This is a genomic window from Drancourtella sp. An57, from assembly GCF_002161525.1.
Taxonomy (GTDB): domain Bacteria; phylum Bacillota; class Clostridia; order Lachnospirales; family Lachnospiraceae; genus Sellimonas; species Sellimonas catena.
Map to the genome: position 1 here is coordinate 1 of NZ_NFHY01000011.1, position 21,005 is coordinate 21,005.

Annotated in this window: 20 protein-coding genes; 3 read left to right on the forward strand and 17 right to left on the reverse strand. The window is 36.6% G+C overall.

Annotated elements, in window-relative coordinates; all coding sequences use genetic code 11:
- Nucleotides 1–164 precede the first annotated feature (164 nt).
- The 3 genes from istA (at nt 165) to B5G11_RS10185 (ending at nt 3,960) form a co-directional block, all read left to right on the forward strand.
- Nucleotides 165–1,721 carry an IS21 family transposase gene (gene istA, locus B5G11_RS10175; protein ID WP_087253343.1) on the forward strand — a complete coding sequence of 519 codons (1,557 nt, stop codon included), beginning with the start codon at nt 165–167 and terminating at the stop codon, nt 1,719–1,721.
- Nucleotides 1,711–2,457: an IS21-like element helper ATPase IstB gene (gene istB, locus B5G11_RS10180; RefSeq protein WP_087253345.1), complete on the forward strand. Its 747-nt coding sequence runs from the start codon at nt 1,711–1,713 to the stop codon at nt 2,455–2,457. Before istA ends, istB begins: the two co-directional genes overlap by 11 nt.
- A 453-nt stretch (nt 2,458–2,910) precedes the next feature.
- Nucleotides 2,911–3,960, forward strand: a complete 1,050-nt coding sequence (locus tag B5G11_RS10185) for a helix-turn-helix domain-containing protein (RefSeq protein WP_087253347.1) — start codon at nt 2,911–2,913, stop codon at nt 3,958–3,960.
- Nucleotides 3,961–4,047: 87 nt separating this feature from the next.
- Here the strand turns inward: B5G11_RS10185 and B5G11_RS10190 are convergent, their stop codons facing one another.
- From B5G11_RS10190 to B5G11_RS10270, 17 genes are all read right to left on the reverse strand, one after another.
- Nucleotides 4,048–5,298, reverse strand: coding sequence for a nucleotide sugar dehydrogenase (locus tag B5G11_RS10190; RefSeq protein ID WP_087253507.1), 1,251 nt, complete (start codon nt 5,296–5,298; stop codon nt 4,048–4,050).
- A gap of 30 nt (nt 5,299–5,328) precedes the next feature.
- Nucleotides 5,329–6,402 carry an NAD-dependent epimerase/dehydratase family protein gene (locus B5G11_RS10195; protein WP_144289689.1) on the reverse strand — a complete coding sequence of 358 codons (1,074 nt, stop codon included), beginning with the start codon at nt 6,400–6,402 and terminating at the stop codon, nt 5,329–5,331.
- Between the two features lie 14 nt (nt 6,403–6,416).
- Nucleotides 6,417–7,862, reverse strand: a complete 1,446-nt coding sequence (locus tag B5G11_RS10200; RefSeq protein WP_087253353.1) for a flippase — start codon at nt 7,860–7,862, stop codon at nt 6,417–6,419.
- A gap of 5 nt (nt 7,863–7,867) precedes the next feature.
- Entirely contained in the window at nt 7,868–8,950 is a 1,083-nt protein-coding gene (locus B5G11_RS10205; RefSeq protein ID WP_087253354.1) for a radical SAM protein, read from the reverse strand.
- Nucleotides 8,951–8,952: 2 nt separating this feature from the next.
- A complete protein-coding gene (locus B5G11_RS10210; protein WP_087253356.1) occupies nt 8,953–10,041 on the reverse strand; it encodes a polysaccharide pyruvyl transferase family protein in 1,089 nt (362 codons plus the stop codon).
- Between the two features lie 2 nt (nt 10,042–10,043).
- Entirely contained in the window at nt 10,044–11,018 is a 975-nt protein-coding gene (locus tag B5G11_RS10215) for a glycosyltransferase (protein WP_087253358.1), read from the reverse strand.
- 5 nt (nt 11,019–11,023) lie between these two features.
- Nucleotides 11,024–11,881 (reverse strand): hypothetical protein, encoded by an 858-nt coding sequence (locus B5G11_RS10220; protein ID WP_144289685.1) that lies wholly within the window; start codon nt 11,879–11,881, stop codon nt 11,024–11,026.
- Nucleotides 11,882–12,276: 395 nt separating this feature from the next.
- A complete protein-coding gene (locus tag B5G11_RS10225) occupies nt 12,277–13,386 on the reverse strand; it encodes a glycosyltransferase (protein WP_087253362.1) in 1,110 nt (369 codons plus the stop codon).
- A 29-nt stretch (nt 13,387–13,415) separates the two neighbouring features.
- Entirely contained in the window at nt 13,416–14,504 is a 1,089-nt protein-coding gene (locus B5G11_RS10230) for an acyltransferase (RefSeq protein WP_087253364.1), read from the reverse strand.
- Between the two features lie 13 nt (nt 14,505–14,517).
- Nucleotides 14,518–15,606 (reverse strand): glycosyltransferase, encoded by a 1,089-nt coding sequence (locus B5G11_RS10235; protein WP_158099257.1) that lies wholly within the window; start codon nt 15,604–15,606, stop codon nt 14,518–14,520.
- Between the two features lie 18 nt (nt 15,607–15,624).
- On the reverse strand, nt 15,625–16,728 hold the full coding sequence (locus B5G11_RS10240) for a glycosyltransferase family 4 protein (RefSeq protein WP_087253367.1): 1,104 nt from the start codon (nt 16,726–16,728) through the stop codon (nt 15,625–15,627).
- Nucleotides 16,728–17,780, reverse strand: a complete 1,053-nt coding sequence (locus tag B5G11_RS10245) for an NAD-dependent epimerase/dehydratase family protein (RefSeq protein ID WP_087253369.1) — start codon at nt 17,778–17,780, stop codon at nt 16,728–16,730. Before B5G11_RS10245 ends, B5G11_RS10240 begins: the two co-directional genes overlap by 1 nt.
- 13 nt (nt 17,781–17,793) lie before the next feature.
- On the reverse strand, nt 17,794–18,420 hold the full coding sequence (locus tag B5G11_RS10250) for a sugar transferase (protein ID WP_087253371.1): 627 nt from the start codon (nt 18,418–18,420) through the stop codon (nt 17,794–17,796).
- A 40-nt stretch (nt 18,421–18,460) separates the two neighbouring features.
- Entirely contained in the window at nt 18,461–18,991 is a 531-nt protein-coding gene (locus B5G11_RS10255; RefSeq protein ID WP_087253373.1) for a hypothetical protein, read from the reverse strand.
- The gene (locus B5G11_RS10260; RefSeq protein WP_087253375.1) at nt 18,988–19,512 is read right to left on the reverse strand and encodes a transcription termination/antitermination NusG family protein; all 525 of its coding nucleotides are present in this window, start codon (nt 19,510–19,512) and stop codon (nt 18,988–18,990) included. Before B5G11_RS10260 ends, B5G11_RS10255 begins: the two co-directional genes overlap by 4 nt.
- Nucleotides 19,513–19,605: 93 nt before the next feature.
- Nucleotides 19,606–20,175, reverse strand: coding sequence for a transcription termination/antitermination NusG family protein (locus B5G11_RS10265; RefSeq protein ID WP_087253377.1), 570 nt, complete (start codon nt 20,173–20,175; stop codon nt 19,606–19,608).
- A gap of 12 nt (nt 20,176–20,187) precedes the next feature.
- The gene (locus tag B5G11_RS10270) at nt 20,188–20,640 is read right to left on the reverse strand and encodes a hypothetical protein (protein WP_087253379.1); all 453 of its coding nucleotides are present in this window, start codon (nt 20,638–20,640) and stop codon (nt 20,188–20,190) included.
- Between the last annotated feature and the right edge of the window lie 365 nt (nt 20,641–21,005).

Sequence of the window (21,005 nt, forward strand, 5' to 3'; positions counted from 1 at the left end):
ATTCCGTGACTTCGGAGCCACTCAATCCGTTGCATAGAGCCACCCATTCCGAATGTCGGAGCCACCCATATGAGAAGGTGAATCCGCTGTTGAGAGCCACCTCTTAAAGCAATACAATGGTCCCAACGGATGAATCCGTAATACTTTGAGAGGAGGACGATTCAATGTCCAAAGAGAAACCTATTTTACAAATGCTTAGGGATGGATACAGCCAGCGACACATTGCCAGTTTTCTGCATGTATCCAGAAACACGGTGGCAAGGGTGGCTAAGGCTGCTTCCGAACGCCAGTTATCGAATGATGTGTTGGAGTCCATGGATGAAGTAGAAATCCGCCATACACTTTTTCCGGAAGAAGCATTGATCCCCACACTAGTTACGCCTGATTTCCCGTATATCCATAAGGAATTATTGAAAAACGGCGTAACACTGAAGCTTTTGTGGCAGGAATATGTGGACACCTGCCGTAATACCGGCAAGCCTCCCTATGGCTATTCCCAGTATTGTAAGTTATATCAAGATTATGTTACACAGCATAAACTTACCATGCATATCCAACATAAACCTGGTGATAAACTTATGGTTGACTGGGCCGGAACCGCGCTGCCCCTTTATGATAAGACCACAGGGAACAGCAGGAAGGTCTATCTTTTTGTAGCAACGCTGCCTTTCAGCATGTATTGTTATGCACAGGCCTGCGGCACCATGAAAGAGGAGGACTGGATCAATGCACATATCGCTATGTATGAATTCTTTGGCGGTGTCACCAGGATCCTGACTCCGGATAATCTAAAGGTGGGAATCCTGAGCAACAGGAAATATGAAGATCCTGTGGTCAACCGCTCTTACCAGGAACTGGCAGATCACTATCACACAGCATTGCTTCCGGCACGGGTGTTGGCGCCTCGCGACAAAGCAGCCGTAGAGGGAAGTGTTGGTAACCTGACTTCCCACATCATTGCCCGTCTGCGAAACCGGAAATTTTTTGATCTCCATACGATGAACACGGCAATCCGCAAGGAATTGGATCGGTTCAACGATACTCCTTTCCAGAAAAAAGATGGATCACGCCATTCTGTATTTCTGGAAGAAGAGGCTCCCTTTTTACAGCCACTTCCTAAATATCCGTACGAATTCGCTCAATGGAAATCAGCTACTGTTCAGTTAAACTATCATATCGCTATCGATTTCCAGAATTATTCAGTTCCTTACGAGTATGTTCGTAAAAAAGTAGATGTCAGATACACCAAAAACAGCATTGAGATTTACTATAAAGGAAACCGGATCTGCAGCCACAAACGTCTTTATGGACGCCGTGGACAGTATTCCACAGTTGTGGAACATATGCCTGTCAATCATCAGCTATACAGCGAATGGGATCAGAAAAGGTTCCTCAAATGGGCAGATGGGATCGGCGAGGCAACCCATCAGGTCATTCAGGGGATCTTTGATTCCTACCGGATTGAGGAGCAGGCCTATAAAAGCTGTCTGTCTCTTTTGAAACTGGCTGATAAATACAGTACAGAAAGACTGGAACATGCCTGCCGGGCAGCACTGGAGAGAATTCCAAGCCCGCGTTATAAAAACATTCGTCTCATCCTGGAATCCGGCAATGACAAAGTTGCTGACCCGTCAAACCGATCTGCCGTGACCAGCTATGACGAAAGCTATGCCCTGGTCCGGGGAGCATCTTACTACGGAGGTGGCAGCCATGAAAAATGATACATTGAAAAAGTTAAAGGCCATGAGACTTCCTGCCTTTGCAGAAGCTTATGAAAAACAGATCGCTCAGGAGAGCGACTATGAATCTATTTCCTTTCATGAACGTCTCATGCTGTTGGTGGATGCAGAATACGATTCCAGACATAACAATAATATCAAGAGATTGATTAAAAACGCAAAGTTTTCTGACGCATCGGCATTTCTTGGAAACATTGAATATCTGCCAGACCGGCATTTGAACCGGGATCTTCTGGAAAGCCTGGCGGATAATGACTACATCCGGCAGGGATTGAATGTCATCCTGATTGGAGCTACGGGTTCGGGCAAAAGCTTTATCGCTAATGCGCTGGGAGTGAATGCCTGCCAGTCAGGATACAAAACCAGATATCTTCGTCTTCCTGAATTGTTCAGTGAACTGGAAGCAGCAAGGATACAGGGGAAATATCATCAGGTAATGAAACAGCTGCAAAAACTCCCACTCGTGATACTCGATGAATTTCTTTTGATCCCTGCCTCCGATCAGGAACAAAGAGATCTTCTGGAACTAATGGAATATCGCTGTGGTCAGACGTCCACTATCTTCTGTTCACAGTTTATGCCTGAAGGGTGGCACGAAAGGCTGGGCGGCAGTGCTCTCGCCGATTCCATCCTTGACCGCATCATCCCTTCTGCTTACACTATGCGGATTGACGGAGATGTTTCCATGAGACAAAGGAAGAGAGTAATCAAGAGTTAGATCATCTTATCGGGAGCCATGAAGAAACTCATGGCTCCCTTCATCGGACGACTGGCTCTCGCTAACGGATCCGGTGGCTCTATTTCATGAGATTGGGTGGCTCTGCCACCGCAGAATATTCAATTATCAATTCCGTTTTAATCTTAAGAAAATCCACTTTATCTTCTTCAGATACTCCACAAAATCTCATCCACATTACTAATTAAATTTACCTCTCAGGTTCATTTGATTTCTTGACCATTCACCAATTATACGCTATAATAAATTTACCTCGCAGGTAAATCGAATCGAGGTGACCTATTGAAAATCACATACAGGACTAAAAAACTTGAAAAGATCTGCACGGATGTTTCACAGGCAGAAAAAAAGCACGGAAAGCAAACAGCAAACATTATCGAAATCGTGGATTATCACTAAACTAACTATGCGCAGCACTCAAAGGGGGAAACTATCATGGTAAAGAGTCGTACTTACATTGCCACGCCACCGGGGGCAACCATCAAAGAACAATTAGAAGATCGAGATATGAGCCAGAAAGAATTTGCAATTCGTATGGATTTATCTGAAAAACATGTAAGCAAATTGATTCACGGAGAGGTTGCTTTGACACCTGATGTCGCGGAGCGTCTGGAACTGGTTTTAGGAGTTCCAGCAAAGTTCTGGAACAATCTGGAGATCATCTATCGTGAGAAGATACTGAAAGCAAATGCAGAAAATCATATGGAACAGGATATTGAGATTGTCCAAAAGCTTCCCTACCGGGAAATGGCTAAAAACGGGTGGATTCCAGATACTCGTAAATCAACCGAAAAGGTAATCCATCTCAGAAAGTTTTTTGAGGTGGTTCAGCTTACCCTTATTGAAGATGAAAAGCTCAACAAAATCGCATGCAGAAGGCTGTCTTCTACTTCCAAAAGTGACTACGCTTTTTTAGCCTGGGCTCAGCAGGCAAAGCGTGAAGCAAGATCCCGCGAAACTGCTCCGATCAATCTGAAATACTTAAAAGATTCTCTCTCAACTATACGAGCTATGACTACTCTTGCACCTGAAGTTTTTGCTCCGAATCTGATACAACTTTTATCCAACTGTGGAATTGCCCTGATCTTTCTTCCACATATTGGCGGCTCCTTTCTTCATGGTGCTACACTTCAGGACGGAAATAAAATCGTGATGGGTCTAACCGTCCGTGGAAAATTTGCTGACAAATTCTGGTTCAGCCTATTTCATGAAATCGGACATATTTTAAATGGTCATCTTAATCAGCCGCATGGAACTTCAAAAGAAGATGAGGATACAGCGGATCAATTTTCCAAAGATATCCTGATCCCGGAACAGGAGTTTCAAATGATTGTTTCAAAAGGTGATTTTTCAAGAAATGCATTACTCCAATATGCCGTGGAGTTTGGAATTGATGTCGGCATTCTTGTCGGCCGATTGCAGAAAGAAGAGCTTATTGGATATACAGATCTGAATGATCTACGCTCAAAATATGAATTGAAATAGAAAAACTCTCCATACCAACCGGGCTCCTGTTTCCCTTTGATATGGAGAGTTTTATTTTTAGATCAGCTATCTATTTAAGGTACAGTATTAATCTCTCTCAAATAAATCTCTTGTATAAACTTTGTCTCTTACATCATCCAGGCAGGAATCGTAACGGTTTGCGATGATCACATCACATTCTTTTTTGAATGTTTCCAGATCATTCTCCACCTTACTTCCAAAGAAAGTAGAACCATTTTCCAGTGTCGGCTCATAGACAACAACAGTTGCTCCTTTTGCCTTGACTCTCTTCATAACACCCTGAATGGAACTCTGGCGGAAATTATCGGAATTGGATTTCATAGTCAGACGGAATACGCCGACTTTGACTTCCTTTTCTTTTTCCTGTGACCAGCTGCTGTTTGCCTCGTATGCACCTGCAATCTCAAGCACTCTATCCGCAATGAAATCTTTTCTTGTACGGTTGGATTCTACAATCGCTTCGATCAGATTGTTCGGAACATCTGCATAATTTGCAAGAAGCTGCTTCGTATCTTTTGGCAGACAGTATCCACCATATCCAAAGGATGGATTGTTGTAGTGGCTTCCAATTCTTGGATCCAGACATACTCCATCAATGATCTCCTTTGTATTTAAGCCTTTCATTTCTGCATAAGTATCCAGCTCATTAAAATAGGAAACACGAAGGGCGAGATATGTATTCGCAAACAATTTCACCGCTTCGGCTTCCGTAAATCCCATAAATAACGTGTCGATGTTTTCTTTGATTGCGCCTTCCTGAAGGAGCTTTGCAAAGGTATGAGCTGCTTCTGTTACCTTCTCATCCTCCGGATCGATTCCGACAATGATTCTTGACGGATACAGGTTGTCATACAATGCTTTGGATTCCCTTAAAAATTCCGGGCTGAAAAGAATGTTTTTGGTCTGGTATTTTTCCCGGATCTGCCGTGTATAGCCGACCGGAATCGTACTTTTAATAATCATCATAGCATCCGGATTAACTTTCATCACCAGTTCAATAACAGATTCTACTGCCGATGTGTCAAAAAAGTTCCGTTTGGAATCATAATTTGTTGGTGCTGCAATCACAACAAAATCTGCATCCCGATATGCACTTTCTCCATCTGTAGTAGCAATCAGATCCAGTGTATGATTTGCCAGATATTCCTCAATATAATCATCCTGAATCGGGCTTTTTTTCTGATTAATCAGTTCTACTTTTTCCGGAATAATGTCTACCGCTGTAACATGATGATGCTGTGCAAGTAATGTTGCAATAGATAATCCTACATAACCAGTTCCGGCTACTGCAATTTTTAACTCATGAAATTCCCTCATATTCATATTCCTTTCTCTTTCACTCTTGTTTTATTTGTTCATATAAAATTCCCGGTACCACTCGGCAAACTTACGCAGTCCTTCCCGAAGCGGGGTGGACGGTTTAAAACCAAAATCGCGTTCCAATGCGGAGGTATCTGCATATGTAACCGGAACATCTCCCGGCTGCATTGGTACCAGTTTTTTATGAGCTTCAAAATCATAATCTTCCGGAAGAACGCCTGCACGTATCAATTCCTGCTGAAGAATATCAACGAACTCAAGCAGATTTTCCGGATTACTATTTCCGATGTTGTATACTGCATACGGAGGAACCGGCAAACCATCTTCCCCGGTTCTTTTTTCAGGCGGTGCTGCCATTACACGCTTCACGCCTTCCACAATGTCATCTACATAAGTAAAATCCCTTTTACAGTTTCCGTAATTAAAGATCTCAATCGTTTTTCCTTCCCGAAGTTTATTGGTAAAACCAAAATAGGCCATATCCGGTCTCCCGGCTGGCCCATAAACGGTAAAAAATCGTAATCCCGTGGAAGGAATGTTATAAAGTTTGGAATAAGCATGCGCCATCAGTTCATTGCTCTTTTTAGTCGCCGCATAAAGGCTGACCGGATTGTCTACTTTATCTTCTGTACTGTACGGAACTTTTTTATTGGATCCGTATACACTGGATGAAGAGGCATATACAAGATGTTCTACGCCCGGCTGTCCATTATCGTAAGAATGACGGCACGCCTCCAGAATGTTGTAAAATCCAATCATATTGGATTCAATATAAGCGTCCGGATTCGTAATAGAATACCTGACGCCTGCCTGTGCTGCTAAATTGACTACGATTGACGGTTTATATTCATCAAATATCGCATTAATCTGATCCCGGTCTGAAATTGAGCCCTTAATAAAAGTCCATGTCGAATCTGGTTTTGATTCTGACATGGACTTGATTTTTTCTAATCGATATTCTTTTATGCTCACATCATAGTAGTCATTCATGTTGTCGATCCCGATGATATGTACCGGGTCGTCAGATCTTAGAAGTTCTAAGACTAGGTTGGAACCGATGAAACCAGCGGCTCCGGTGATTAGGATCACCTGATGATTCATTTCTAAAGACTTTTTCATTTAATCCACTTCCTTTTTACATTTTCCAACATAGATAAAACAAATTCATTTTTTGATTTTATAAAATATGTCAAACTCAATAAGCAATATACTAATGCACCAATTGCAACTTCGCACATCAAACCTATTACATTTTTTTCCAGAACTTGTTCTGAGGCTTTTACTACTATGCTCATAATAATCCCAATCGTTAAAAATGGAATTCCAAGTTTTAGATATTTTTTTATTTTAACCTCTTTTCTTAACCAAATTGCCTGTATAATGCTAACAGAAACCTCTGCTGCTACGTTTCCGAATACCGCCCCCATTGCGCCATAATATGGTATTAAAATAATATTGGCTACAATATTAATTAATGCACCACCAACAATCGCAAATGTATATACAATATCTTTTCCACGCGGAATCAAAAACTGTGTTCTTAATACATTCGCAAATGCATAAAATGGAATAACAATGGCATTAATTGCCACCAGTCTTGATGCCTCAGTAAATTCTTCTCCCCAAAACACAGGTGCAAATGTTTCTGATACAGACATTAATCCAAAGCATAGCGCAAAGGCAATACACATAATTAGCGGAATAGTTTTTTCTAGATAAGCCATTCCCTTTTCTTCGTCATTGTTTTTAAACATATTAGACATTTTCGGAAGCATTACATTACCAAACGCTATAATTAAGCTCATTGGTATATTGATAAGCTTTTGCGTATTATCAAAAAGCCCTAGTTGATATTCCCCTGCTATATTTCCTAAAATTATTTTTGATAATACTTGATAAATACTAGAAGCAGCTAATGGGATGAATAATAGACAAAGTGGTTTTAAATGCCGAAAACTTGATTTTACGGATACTTTACATATACTAACTTCTTTTTTCAATACAATCCATAAATAAAGCTGTGCAAATAAATTACCTAAAGCCATAATCCAAATATAAATAATCAAATCACTATTTGATCTCACAAAAGCAAATATTGATAGAACTGTAAGTATTTTTATAATTGTATTTCGCTTAACAGTAACATCAAATTTTTCCATTCCGAAAAAAAACCAATTTAGGTCAAACACAGATCCTAATACGTACATGGCTTGGAGATATGCATACATTTTATTTTCATTTACAAAAAAACTTACATAGAACAGATACAAGACAAAAACAATGCCCGATGTAATTAAATGTATACACAATATTTCTGAAAAAACTTTAGCCAACTCGGTTTTAGAGTTTTTTGTCTGTGCGATCTTTCTATTTCCATAATACTTGATCCCCAATAATGCAAATAGAGAAAAATAGTAAGCTACTGAATATGTATAGGAATAAATTCCTAAATTTTTTGCTCCTAATACCCTTGAAACATACGGGGAAGTAATTAATGGCAAAATTATAACGAGAATCTCATAGGCACTTTGGTATAAGAAATTCTTTTTTACACTAGCCATCCTAATTAGTTCCCTCTCACTTTCTTAATAATTTTTTTTCCTACATATTTAGTTTTTTCAATCTTACATTTAATATCATTTTTTCTCTTTTCTTTTTGAGTAAATTGTTTATTTTCTTCTACAAGTTTATGGGACAAAAATTCTTTCATCTCCTCATTTAACCAACTGCCGTCTTGAACCTTTCTATCACGCATTTCAGAATAATACGGAGTAGCCATTTCAGGAATTACTCCCAATGTTAATAAAGCATGCGCGTTATGACAATGTGGCTGAGAACACTTATTACCAACTGCTAAAAATGTAATCGGCTTAGATATATCTTCAAAAATATTCTGGGTGTATTGGCTCGCATAACATTGTGTCGTTATTCCATTTCCGGCATTGACCCATAATGACCAACATCCAGCATAACAATATTCCTTTCTCTTAACATTAAATGTAGACATTTTAAATCTAAATAATTCCGAGTCAAAAGTATTCCAAATTTTATAATAATCTTCTTTTGTATGATCAGATAATATAGGTAATCTAGGATCACTAGATTTTCTTGCAACAGTTACGTGACAATATGCTCCAAACTGTTCCAAGCAGAACTCTTTTATTTCATCAATGTATGGTATTAGTTCATCATAAGGTGTCATTTCAACAGAAATTGACATACCTGCTTCTTTTACTTTGCGAACATTGTTTACAAAATCATCTAATTTGTTTGTTCTTTTAAATTCCAGATAATGGAATGAAAATTTAAAGCCAAGTTGTTTTCTATATTTTTCTGGAATATTTAAGAATTGATCGAATCTTTTGCTTACTGTACCATTTGTAACAATCATAATATAATGACCTTGTTTTAGTAATTCATAAGTAATATCTACCACTTCTTCTGGCAATAAGGTTTCACCGCCTCCACAAATATTAATATGACATATTCCTCCTAATCTTTCTGCTGATAAGGCTTTCCCGATATGTTCTGCAGAATAATTAAACTTTGGTAATTCAGCTTTCCATTTACCTTCTTGTGTAATATAGCAATATGGACATTTTAAATTGCATGTAGTAACTGGCACATATAAATTAATAAATCTCTTCATAACTATTCTATAATCTCCTTCATTAATTTTATTAAAGATTCAAATTCTTCTTGTTTCTCTCTATACGTATATTCCTGATTTAAATATTTTTCTATAGATAACAATGTATTATCTAACTCTTTTTTGTCACTCAACATAATATATTCTAAATCTTTAATCCATTCATATACCCCTGAAACCTTCCTTGTTAAATTATCTATTGCTATACATGGGGTTCCTGTTATAACAGAGAAAATCATTCCGTGCAAACGATCTGTAATAACTAATTTATGAGCCGCAAATTCTTTGAATTTATCATTCAAAGCCTTTTCTCGTTCAACAGAATCTTTTAAATCTTTCTCAATTCTTGTTGTTCCAAATTCTATTTGCATTCCACGCTCAGCAACAAATTTTTTTATTATTTCTATATTGATGCTTTCTCTTTTTTCCTTATCGTTCCTTAAACATACTAATATATTATTTCTTTCTTCTGCCATTTTAGAAAGGCTCAAAGTCAGCACTATATCAGGAACACAAAATATATGATCACCATTTAATATTTTTTCTTTTATAGCAAATCTATATGACTTTTTCTCTCTTAAAAATAAAAATAGCTTTTCATGTTTATTGAAAAGCCGTCTGTCATTATTTAGTTCTCGTTTTCCCCTTCTATCTTGAGAATAAAAAATTGTTTGTGGAAAAATTATAATTGTATTCAATGGAAATCGTCTAACTATATCTCTTAATGAACTCATGCCATCTTTACTATATAAAGTTCCGAAAAATCCCCCTCCTGTATAAATCAAAATGTCCTCTTTTTCTATTTGACAAAATACCTCTTCTTTTATCCAGAACAGCATTTCTTGTGTTATTTCTACTATTGGAAGCTGAGAACAATACCGTTGTAAAAAAAGTAGTTCTGCTTTTGCTATTGCATGATCACCCAAATTTCCATATTCTGGTGTTCCAAATAATATGATTTTTTTTCCGGTTTTTTTTAACTCTTGGAATGAAGAGCAGTTTATATACTCCTCTCTTTTTTTCTTTTTATGCAAATAGACTTTAAGGTTTCGGGGAATAATCTTTTTTATGATTTTCCTTATTTTATTCATTTTCACGCGCCTCTCATTCTATATTTTATATTATTCCATATAATATAAATTCGAGGTGCAAAGTAAAACATCTTAAACTCTAATTTTCTAGTCTTACTTAATTTCAAATTTATTATTCTATGTTTATTCTTTTTTAGTAGTTCCTCTAGTTGTCTTTTAATATTTATTGCTTTATTTATACTTGCCAAATAATAATACCTTAATACAGTTTCATAATAATTTATTTCTGAAATCTCAGCCAACGCATTTAGCTTTCTTTCTTTTAACAGTTTTGTTCTTTCTTGCATAAGTATTAACTTATCTAAATCTTTTTTACTAAATCCTGAATTCATAATACTACCTTCGCGAATATTATAACAATACAGACATTTATCCAAAATACATATTTTATCTGCGTTTAAAAATGCTTTGGCTTCAAAAACAATATCTTCATGTACTTTTCCAACTGGAAATTTCAATCCATCAATAATTTCTTTTTTAAACAATTTTGACCATACTGATAAACGTGGCTTCTGTATCTTTTGTCCACTGCTCATCATCAGTTTTAATGCTGCTTGAGCATCATACAGATATGTTTTTGAAGATTCATTAACAATTTCTTCTTTTTCATTTCGGACATTTATACATTTACATTCTACAATATCAGCATTAGTATTTTTCATACATGTATACATTTTTTCATACATATCTTTTTTTATATAGTCGTCTCCATCCACAAACGCTATAAGCTCACCTGTAGCAATCTGTAGACCTGCATTTCGAGCATCAGACAACCCACCGTTTTTTTTGTGTATCACAATTATTCTCTTATCTTTCTTTTGAAAATCGTCACATATTCTATAACAATTATCAGTTGATCCATCATCAACCAAAATAATTTCTATATTTTTATAAGTTTGGTTTATGATCGAGGATACGCACTTTTCTAAATATTTTTCTACATTATATATTGGCACAATGATACTTATTTTATCCATATTTCTTAGCCTTCTTTCTTTTTTACAATCACGTTTAGCATTAACATGATGCTAAAAACACTGACGTATTTCAATACAAATGGTTCTTTTATTTCGACGACCATTAAAACAACTGCAAAAATTAACATCAATAATTTTACTTCTATATCTTTTATCTTAAAAATAGTTTTCAGAATGACAAAATATATGATTCCATAAAATAGAATCGACCATATCAAACCCATTGCAAAATAGCTTTGAAAATACCCTCCATCATTTTGAAAATCTATTCCGTTCCATCCTATGCCTCTAAATACCCCTGTTCCCCAATAGGTAGATACATCCAAAGGTGGAACTTCCATATTCATAAATCTACTGATAGAATCTTCTTGACTTCCCTGACTAAAAATTTTGGTTGCCCAGTTTAATATCCATTGTATACGTTCTATATCTCCATATTTTCCTACAAAAAAAATAAGCACTGCTAAAATAAGTGCTAAATAAAAAAGTGTTTTTATGACCTGTAAGAAACTTCCCTTTTTCATTATTATACGAAATAAATTATAAAGTCCTAGCAATGCCCCACAATAAAATCCTGTCCTAGCTACCGAAAGGGTCGCTGACAAAATAAAAACGTAGGCGACAATAAATTTATAATTATTATAGCATAATATAAAATAAGAACATGCGATTAACGAGATAAATAATGTTATAGATAATGCTGCTGCTTCTGCTCCAAGTCCTGTTGCCCTTTGTTCTCGTAAAAATTCCACATTACCCACTTGTTGAAAATAATTATTCAAAAAGTTTCTAAATGCTCCTGACAATAACTGTCCATAAACAATGAAAGATTGGATAATTCCCACAAACACAAATGAAACCATAAGTTGATCTGTGGATTTATAAAAATACCCCCATAAGAAACTTGCAAAAACGGAATATAATAAAAAGTAAATGAGTCTTGGAAGTATCATATATTCAGACTGGATCGAGAAGACCATTAATAATATTAATTCATGTATAATAACAGCAATTGTAATAAGAAATATCCCCCAATACGCCGAATATATACTATGATTTTTTATTAACGATTTGTTATATAGTAAAAAACAAAAAATTATAATTGCATAAGCTACTTTCCTACTCGAAAGTATTGACGGACTTCCTTTTAAAGTTATTTCATATAAAAACATGAATAATAGCATACTAATACCTATACATTTTAAAGTATCGATCTTGATATGTATTTTCATTTAATAACTACACCTTTCTTCTATTTCTACAAGCTATTTATTACTTTTATATATATATCATCGAGCCTTTGCATCTCTCCTGAAATATCAAGTCTTGCCTGTTTAACTTTTTGTGTTCCTGTATTTCTATCCCAATTAACCTTTCTCCCTAATGCAGATGTCCATTTTGTAATCGGATCTTTTAATGCAACACTATAACACATATTGGATAGCATTGCCTGCCTTGTAATCGTATCTGAAACGACACAATATAATCCTGATGCTTCTGCTTCAAGCAGTGCATTAGGGAATCCTTCATAATATGATGGGAAGAAAAATTTGTCTGCTGCCGATAATAACTCAGGTATATCACTACGTTGCCCTAAAAAAACTATATTTTTATCTATCTTAAGTTCGCAGACTTTACTATGTATTTTTTCTTTTAATGGTCCATCACCTACTAGGATTAGTACCGATGTGGGATTGTCTTTCAAATATTCTTTGAACACATCGATTAAAAAATCATGGTTCTTTTGTGTTCTAAAAGCCCCTATATGTATAATAACTTCCTGCTCATTACTGAGTTTTAATTCCTTTCTTATTTTATTCCTACTTGTTTCACTAAATTTGTATCTTTCAACATTTAAGCCATTATTTAAAACTGTAAATTTCCCTTTTTTACCAAACATCCATTGTCCAGCAAAATCTGATACAGCCACACAACATATCTTTTTTTTAGGCAAACAATAATAATTCATTTTGTGCAAAATCCTAGATTTTAATGAAACTATATTACCTGCATTTCTAGAGTGAACAATGACCTTATATCCTTTTTTTAATGCAATCATACAAGGTTCTATACAACTTAAAGAATTCAAGTGGCAATGAACAATATCAAAGTCTTCCTTATCATATAACGCATTTAGATCTCTAAGATATGCCATATAATTTTTTCTTCTTTGTTCAATATAAAAGAAATGGCATCCTAATTCTTCTAGTTCTTTTCTAAAACATGGTTCTGAACCTTTAAAAGCCAAGAAATCAAACTGATATTTTTCTTTATCTATATATGTCGCTATCTTCAGTAAATATGTTTCTATTCCTCCTAAATGAGAATCTATTCCAACATGCAATACACGTATTTTTCTTTCATTCATAATAATATCCCCTCAGATTTCTATAATAATCATTTTTTATTTGCTACTTTATGGATTATCCAGGCTAATGCAAGCGAAATAATCAAAACTTCGCAAACTATTAGGATAGGAAAATGTAAAACATAAGTAAATGGCTGTATAATTTCACTTACAAATATCGAATGTATAAGCCAAATATACAAGCTATATTTTCCTAAATGCCTTAATATTTTCAAAATAAATCCTGAAATCATGTTTTTATTTTCGTATATCTCATGTATAATGGTCATCAAAGCAAACATTACAAAGAGAATCAGAAAACTATCTATATTGGATGTATTTTTCAAGACAAAGTGCATAAAAAACTTTCCGCTAGAAGCTCCCAATAATATAATTAGAGATATAAATAAACATTTTTTCGAATTTAACTTTCCTCTAATCTTACCATACAAATTATATTGATATACCAATGTTCCAATTAAGATTGTTGGCATATTGGTAAAGTATCTCGATGCAATATTTAGTATCTCAATATTAATTATGTTATAACTATATAATATTCTAAATATAAATCTCATTATCAAAAATGCTATAATAACCATACATATTTTTAAATATGGAAAACCAGATACTTTATCTAATATACTTTTCAAAAATGGATATGTTATCACTGCTATTGCAAAGAAAAGAACATACCAGTTAAATTTTGAAATTTCCGAAGATACTGCCATCAAATTTTTAACTATTTCAGATACTCCCGGAATTTCCCATTTTCCAATGTCAATGCAACTTTCCAATTCATAAACCGGAAAATTAATAAAAGCTAAAATAATCCAGTACACGATATATAATTTTACAATTCTTCGCATACATTTTTTATAATATTGCTGCCTTTTGCATTTTGGCACAGGATATTCTCTCCCCCAAGCATATCCTGATATGAAAGCAAAAATTGACACGCAATAATTAAATATATCACTTATAATTGCGGCTAAAGGTATGTTATTTATTGTAATATCCCATATTTGAACGAATTTTTCCATCCATTCTAAAGTCATTACATGCCCTGAAACCATCATAATAATGGCTATCCCCTTCAATACGGTGGTGTCTTCTTTACTTATAGTTTTATCAACCATTACCTCTCTCCCTTTAAATGCTCTTTCCTATTTTTAAGTAAAACTTCTGAATCCATCTCGCATTTTCTCTAATATCATACCCAGCTTTCCTTATGAGATCAGAGGTACACTTTCTATTGTATTTTTGATGCTGTAATATTTTTCTGGCCCAAATAGCAGCACCTTTATCCAGTTTCACCTTCTCAACAAAATCTGTTACTATTGCTTCGTCAGGGATATTTTCTGAACAAATACAATACACTCCCGAAGCTTGTGCTTCAATTAATGAAATCCCCAAGCCTTCCCATAACGATGGAAAACAATACGCATCCATTGCTGCATAAAGTTCAAATGTATTACCTTTAGTCCCTGTAAAGATAATATCTTTTGCAAGTCCCTTATCTTTTGCACTCTCTTTTATCTCTTGAAGTAGTTCCCCATCTCCCACAAACAGCAATTTTACATTTTTCTTTCTTTGTTTTATTTCATTAAAAACATCTAATACAAACCACGGATTTTTTGGTGCTGTCACTCGTCCTAGGAATCCTAATACAAATTCCTTTTCTATTCCTAATTCTTTACGGGTTTTAATGCGTACGTCTTCGTTATATGCAAATTGTTCCAAATCTATAGCGTTTCTAATAATAAAGAAGTTTTTTTGTCTAACTATTCTCTTCCCGAAAAGCCACTGCCCTGCACATTTAGAACAAGCCATAAAATAGTCCGCTTGAAAGCGAAGCGGTATTTGCAAAATGTTTTTTATCAATGCTGTTGCTCCTCTTCCATTTGAAGTACTATGACTATGAATAATTGTTGTTATTCCAAACTTCTTAGCTATTGGCAAATAAAGAGAGGCATAACTTCTAACATGACTATGAAGGATTTTATATTCCTGATGATCTAGAAAAAATTTCTTCCACTTTTTTCTAATCTCCAATACATTGCTTCCTACGAATGTTGGCATTATAAATATTTTTCCACCAAGTTTGTGTATCTCATCAGCAAAATACATTCTATCAGGATGATCAACAATAAAATCAAATTGAAGCTTTTCACGATCAATCTTCCTATAAATATTCATAATCATTGACTGCGAACCACCCAATTCTAAACTTCCAATCATATGTAAGACTCTAACCATTTATATTTCCCTTTCATTGACACAAGACATTTGTTCTAAATATGCATTAATTACACATTCTCTGTTAAACTCACGCCTCACTTTTTCTCTTCCAGCTAATCCCATTTGTCGTCTTTTTTCATTATCAAGACTTAAAAATTTTTCTACTGCTTCAATTAAAGCCTTTGTATCTCTCTGAGGAATAATATATCCGTTTACTCCATCATCAATAACTTCTCTACATCCACTTCTGTCTGTTGATATAAGTGGTCTTCCTGATGCAGCACTTTCTAACAATACATTACTAATTCCTTCAGGATAATAACTCGGATGCACAGTACAATGTGTATATGATAATACTTCTCTCACATCCATAATGAGTCCATGGTAGGTTACAATCCCTTCTTTTTCATATTCCTTTAAAATATTTTCATATTCTTCTTCACAAAAGCCACAGATATGAAAATGTGTTTTAGGATATTTTTTCTTAATATACTTCGCCATCTCAAGATATTGGTCTATACCTTTTTCTTTCATGATTCTGGAAATAAATACAAATTCAACCTTATCATCACTTGGATAATCGAGTACGTGAAATTGTTCTAAATTAACCCCCGATCCCGGGAGCAATTTTAATTTATCCACAGCAATATGATTATCAATAAAAAATTTCCTATTTTCCTTATTTTGTACAAATACAGTTTGTACTTTCCTAAAAGCTAATTTATACGCTAATATCATCAATTTTTGCATTTTTCCTGGATTCTCAACTGCTGATCCAAGTCCTGTGATGTTCACTACAATCGGTACTTTACAAATAGATGCAGCTACTGCTCCATACAGATTAGGCTTTATTGTATAGGAAAAGATTATATTGGGTTTAACTGTTCGAATAAGTTCTATATAGTATAAAATAAGTTTAATTTCATCTATTGGATTTTTTCCATGACGATCTAATTTTACCGGAACATACTTACATCCCATTTCTTTTAAAAGGTCGATACGCTCACCATATGGAGAGGAAATAATAACTTCACATTCTTCTTTCAACAGTTCCTCTACCAGTTCTCTCCGAAAATTGTATATGACCACATCGTGGTTTACTAAAAATAAAACTCTTTTCATTACTCCGTTTCCTCTGTTGCTTTTATTGAATCTATCAATGTATGAACACGATAGTTTTCTTTATATGTACTCATTGTCAGATCATAAGCCAGATCTCCGAATACTTTTTCTGATAGAGCACCTATTTTTCCTGGTATATGCATCATAATTTTTGTAGCCCATGACATTCCTGGTATTATGAGCATCATATGATCATGTACCGTTGCAATCATCTGTACCATTTCTGACGTATTGGTATATTCTGCATTTTGAGGGAAAAATACTCCAGACTCTTCATTATCAATCATTAGTTTTACAAACTCGCATAAATTGTCGATATGGAGCATAGATCTTCTATTCTTTATTTTTGGAAAAACTGGAATTCTCGTAGCTAATTTCGCAAGCTCTGGATAATTTCCTTTACTTCCCTTTCCATAAATCATTGGAGGTCGTAAAATAACTACTTTAAACTTATCATCTTTAAGTTCCTGCAGCTTTTGATCTGCCTGCCATTTACTATCTCCGTAAAAATTAAGCGGCTGTGGTTCTGTTTTTTCTGTTATGATTTTCTCCTTACATCCAGAATAAACAATCATCGAAGACATAAAAATAAACTGCTTCACTCCACTTTTTTTTGCATATTCAGCCACTTCAACTGCCAAGTCAGTATTAACCTGATAATATAGTTTCTTCTGTTCCTCTGTTACATTTCCAACATCAGCATGCGCAATTCCTGCCACATGATATACCACATCATATACAGAGAAATCCGTGTTTTTCCACGCATCTCCAATCATATCTACTGTGTCTACATCATAGCTTTCTGGAAATCTTACAAGCCACTTCTCAACGGATTCTCCAATATAACTACCTTGGCCAGTAATTAAGATGCGCTTCTTAACACTATTTTTCTGATCACTATTATCTTTTTGCTTTGGTTCTTCATTTTTTAAAAGTTCTTTATAAATTTGTGTCCGGGCCTGGTTTTTTTTATAAACTGCTACTGCAGCACCAATTGCTGGAACACCAAGTAATACCGCCTTTTCTTTTAACGTGGATTTTCTATTTTTCATTTCAAGCACACCTCTACATTTTTTTAGATCGTCTCTTCATCTCGCCGGTTCCGCCTTCTACCACACCATCTGACCGCAGCACAGACAGGATCGTGCCAAAGAAGCATTTCACATCCAGACCGAAGCTTAAATTCTCCACATAATAGCCGTCCAGTTTTGCTTTCTCCGAAATTTCCAGCTCGTCTCTTCCGTGGATCTGTGCCCATCCGGTCAGTCCCGGAAGAATATCGTTTGCTCCATACTTGTCACGTTCTTCGATCAGATCATACTGATTCCAGAGTGCCGGTCTCGGCCCGATAATCGCCATGTCGCCTTTCAGGATATTAATGATCTGCGGCAGCTCATCCAGAGATGTTTTTCTCAGGAACTTTCCGACTTTTGTAATATACTGATCCGGATCTTTTAAAAGATGAGTCGGCATATCTTTCGGCGTATCTGTCCGCATGGTCCGAAACTTCAAAATGTAAAAATGTTTTTTGTGAATTCCTACGCGCTTCTGTTTAAAAAAGACCGGCCCTGGTGAATCCAGTTTGATTGCGATCATCAGCGCAAGAAAGAATGGCGACAGGAACACCAGCGCCATCAAAGATAAATAGATGTCCAGATATTGCTTTTTCTTCAGATAGTTTTTCTTCCTCATGACTACACTCCCATTTTCAAAGAGGATATCTCCCCCTTGCTTATCCCTTTCTCATTTCTTTTTGATTTTCTATCGCCATCCCGCAGGGTATCCTCTCTCCCTCCAGAATTCTGCTTCCTTTTATAATTGCTCCACAGTCCAGATGGACACCGTCTTCCAGCACGCAGTCATGATCGGTCAGGCTTCCGATCGAAAGAATACATACCTTTCCAATCGTCGCTTCCGTATGTACGACCGCTTTAGGAAGAATCACCGTTCCTTCTCCGATCGTTGCCGACGGACTGACATATGCTTCTGGATGAATCAAAACTGGAACTGTAAATCCAAAGCGTTTCGCCCGTGAATACAGTTCCAGCCGTTTTTGATACACACCCACTGCAGGGAATACATCCTGATATTCTTTTTTAAATACCGGCAGGTCGTTGATTTTCCCAACTGCCCCCGGTTTCAAATCGTCCAGAAAATCAATCTTGTCATATACCGGATTACCTTCCGTATCCCGCATAGCTCTTGCCGTTTCAGCTACTACACGTCCATGTCCTCCTGCGCCTAAAATCAGCAGGTTTTTCATTTCTTTCTCTCCTCCCTCGTCCGGATCCCGATCAGTATCTTCCTTCTCTGTCCGAACAGTTCTTTTTCTATCATTACATAACAAAGACGTATCTTTTTCTTTACGATATTTCCAACATAATGTTTCAGCGGTCCTTCTGCCGAAAGAATCTTCTTCTCGTCGTCCAGCTCTACATCCGACAGCCGGACAATCTTTTCCTTGTCTCCATCAATCAGATTCTCAAGAAATTCCTGTTCTTCTGATGAAACTGCAAGAAAGACGTCTTCCTCGGCCCGCAGTAATTTCGTAAGTCCGGGGATGTGTTTTAGTTCCCAGTACAGGGCTTCCGGATCTTTTGTGGTGACAAAGAGATACCCCGGAAACATGGTTTCCACATGGCAGATCTTCTGTCCTTCCAGACACCAGATCCTCTCTCTTCTTATGTAAAAGCAGTCTTCATAGAGATCTCTGTGAAGCTTGCTTTCGATGATCGTTTTCATTTCCTCTTCTTTTCCGGTCATCACCTGTATCACGTACCACATAGTCCCTCCTGAAAAAGGGCGTGCTTCGCCATTTCACGGCCTGCGCCCCGAACTCATTCCCTTTTCTTACGGCAGTTCTTTTCCCGGCAGTCTTTACTGTCGTGAAAATGTTTGCTGCTGTATTTTTGTATCATTCTGCCAGATCTGATCCCCTGGAAGGCGGATTCCAAACAGAATCGTTTCCTGTCTTCCAAAGAGTCCTACTTCTGCCAGTACATAGCGTTTTCTCAGACGTTTCCTGACAATCTGCCCGGAATATGGTTTGAGAATTCCACCGACCCGGATCAGATTTCCCTCGTCATCCGCTTCGACTTCCGACAGTCCCATTGGAACATCCAGCCGTTTTCCACAGACTTGTTGAAGAAAGTGCAGATCTTCCTCTTCAATCCGGACTGGACATTCTTTTCCTCCGACAGGCTGTGGGTATTCTCGCGATCTTTCCAGAACTTCTGCCAGTTCTCCCATCTGATCTGTTTTTACAAAAATAAATCCCGGAAACATCAGTTCCGTATCCAGAATCAGCTTTCCATCTGCACGAAACAGTTTTTGCTTTTTCAATACGCTGCAGACATCCCACAGTGCAGGATCTACTGTCTGGCGTAACAGCTCTGCCGCCGCTTCTTCTTTTCCGGGTACAGTCCTGAGTGCATACCAGTTTTCCATGCTCCACACCTCTCAGCTTTTTGACGTAATCTCAAGGCCGGTCCAGAATCCTTCATTCTGCCAGAGTTCTGACGGTCCTTCGATTTTTGCAAGACGCCGATGTCGGTCAATTTTCCTGATTCTTGCTTCGATTCCAACAAGAGGGCCTTCTGTCACTATCGTCACACCGTCCCGGATAATGCCTCTGGACATGGGAACATAATGATCCGCTCCACCAAGTCTGCGCAGAAATGCTTCTGTCTCTTCATCCACCGGAACCACTTCCTGATCCCTTGGAACGCAGTCTGTTTCACTTTCCAGAAAGAACATGCCCGGAAACAGCGGTGCATGGAGAGAATGCCAGCTTCCCTCATACCGTTTCATCCGCTCAAAGGTAAACAGAAATGCTTGTGCCCTGGCAGCGGAATCCTGCTGTTTCCAGTTCTGCACGGCCTCTGCTTCCTGTCCCTTTCCGCAATGCAGCATATACCAGATGGCTGCTTCCCCCTTTTCGTAAAGTTTTTTACTCTGCGAAAAGGCAGAGGCCGTATGGAGGCACCGACTGGTTTTTTGGAGGAGACTCTGTCTGACGTTTTTTATTGACGGGAAATGAAAAGACTTGGAAATAGAAAAATAATCATGAATTTCTTGTTTGATCATGGGAAACAAATACTGGACAGACAAGGATTTTGACGGTGAAAAGATCTTTATTATGTTTGAAATTTGTAAAGGACAGCATTGTGGACAGATAAAATCAACTGTTTTCTGCCATCGCAGTAGATAATCTCGTTGCTTTTTTTACTTATTGTGCTATAATAATTGAGGGTAACAGAAGAAAATGTTATCTCTAT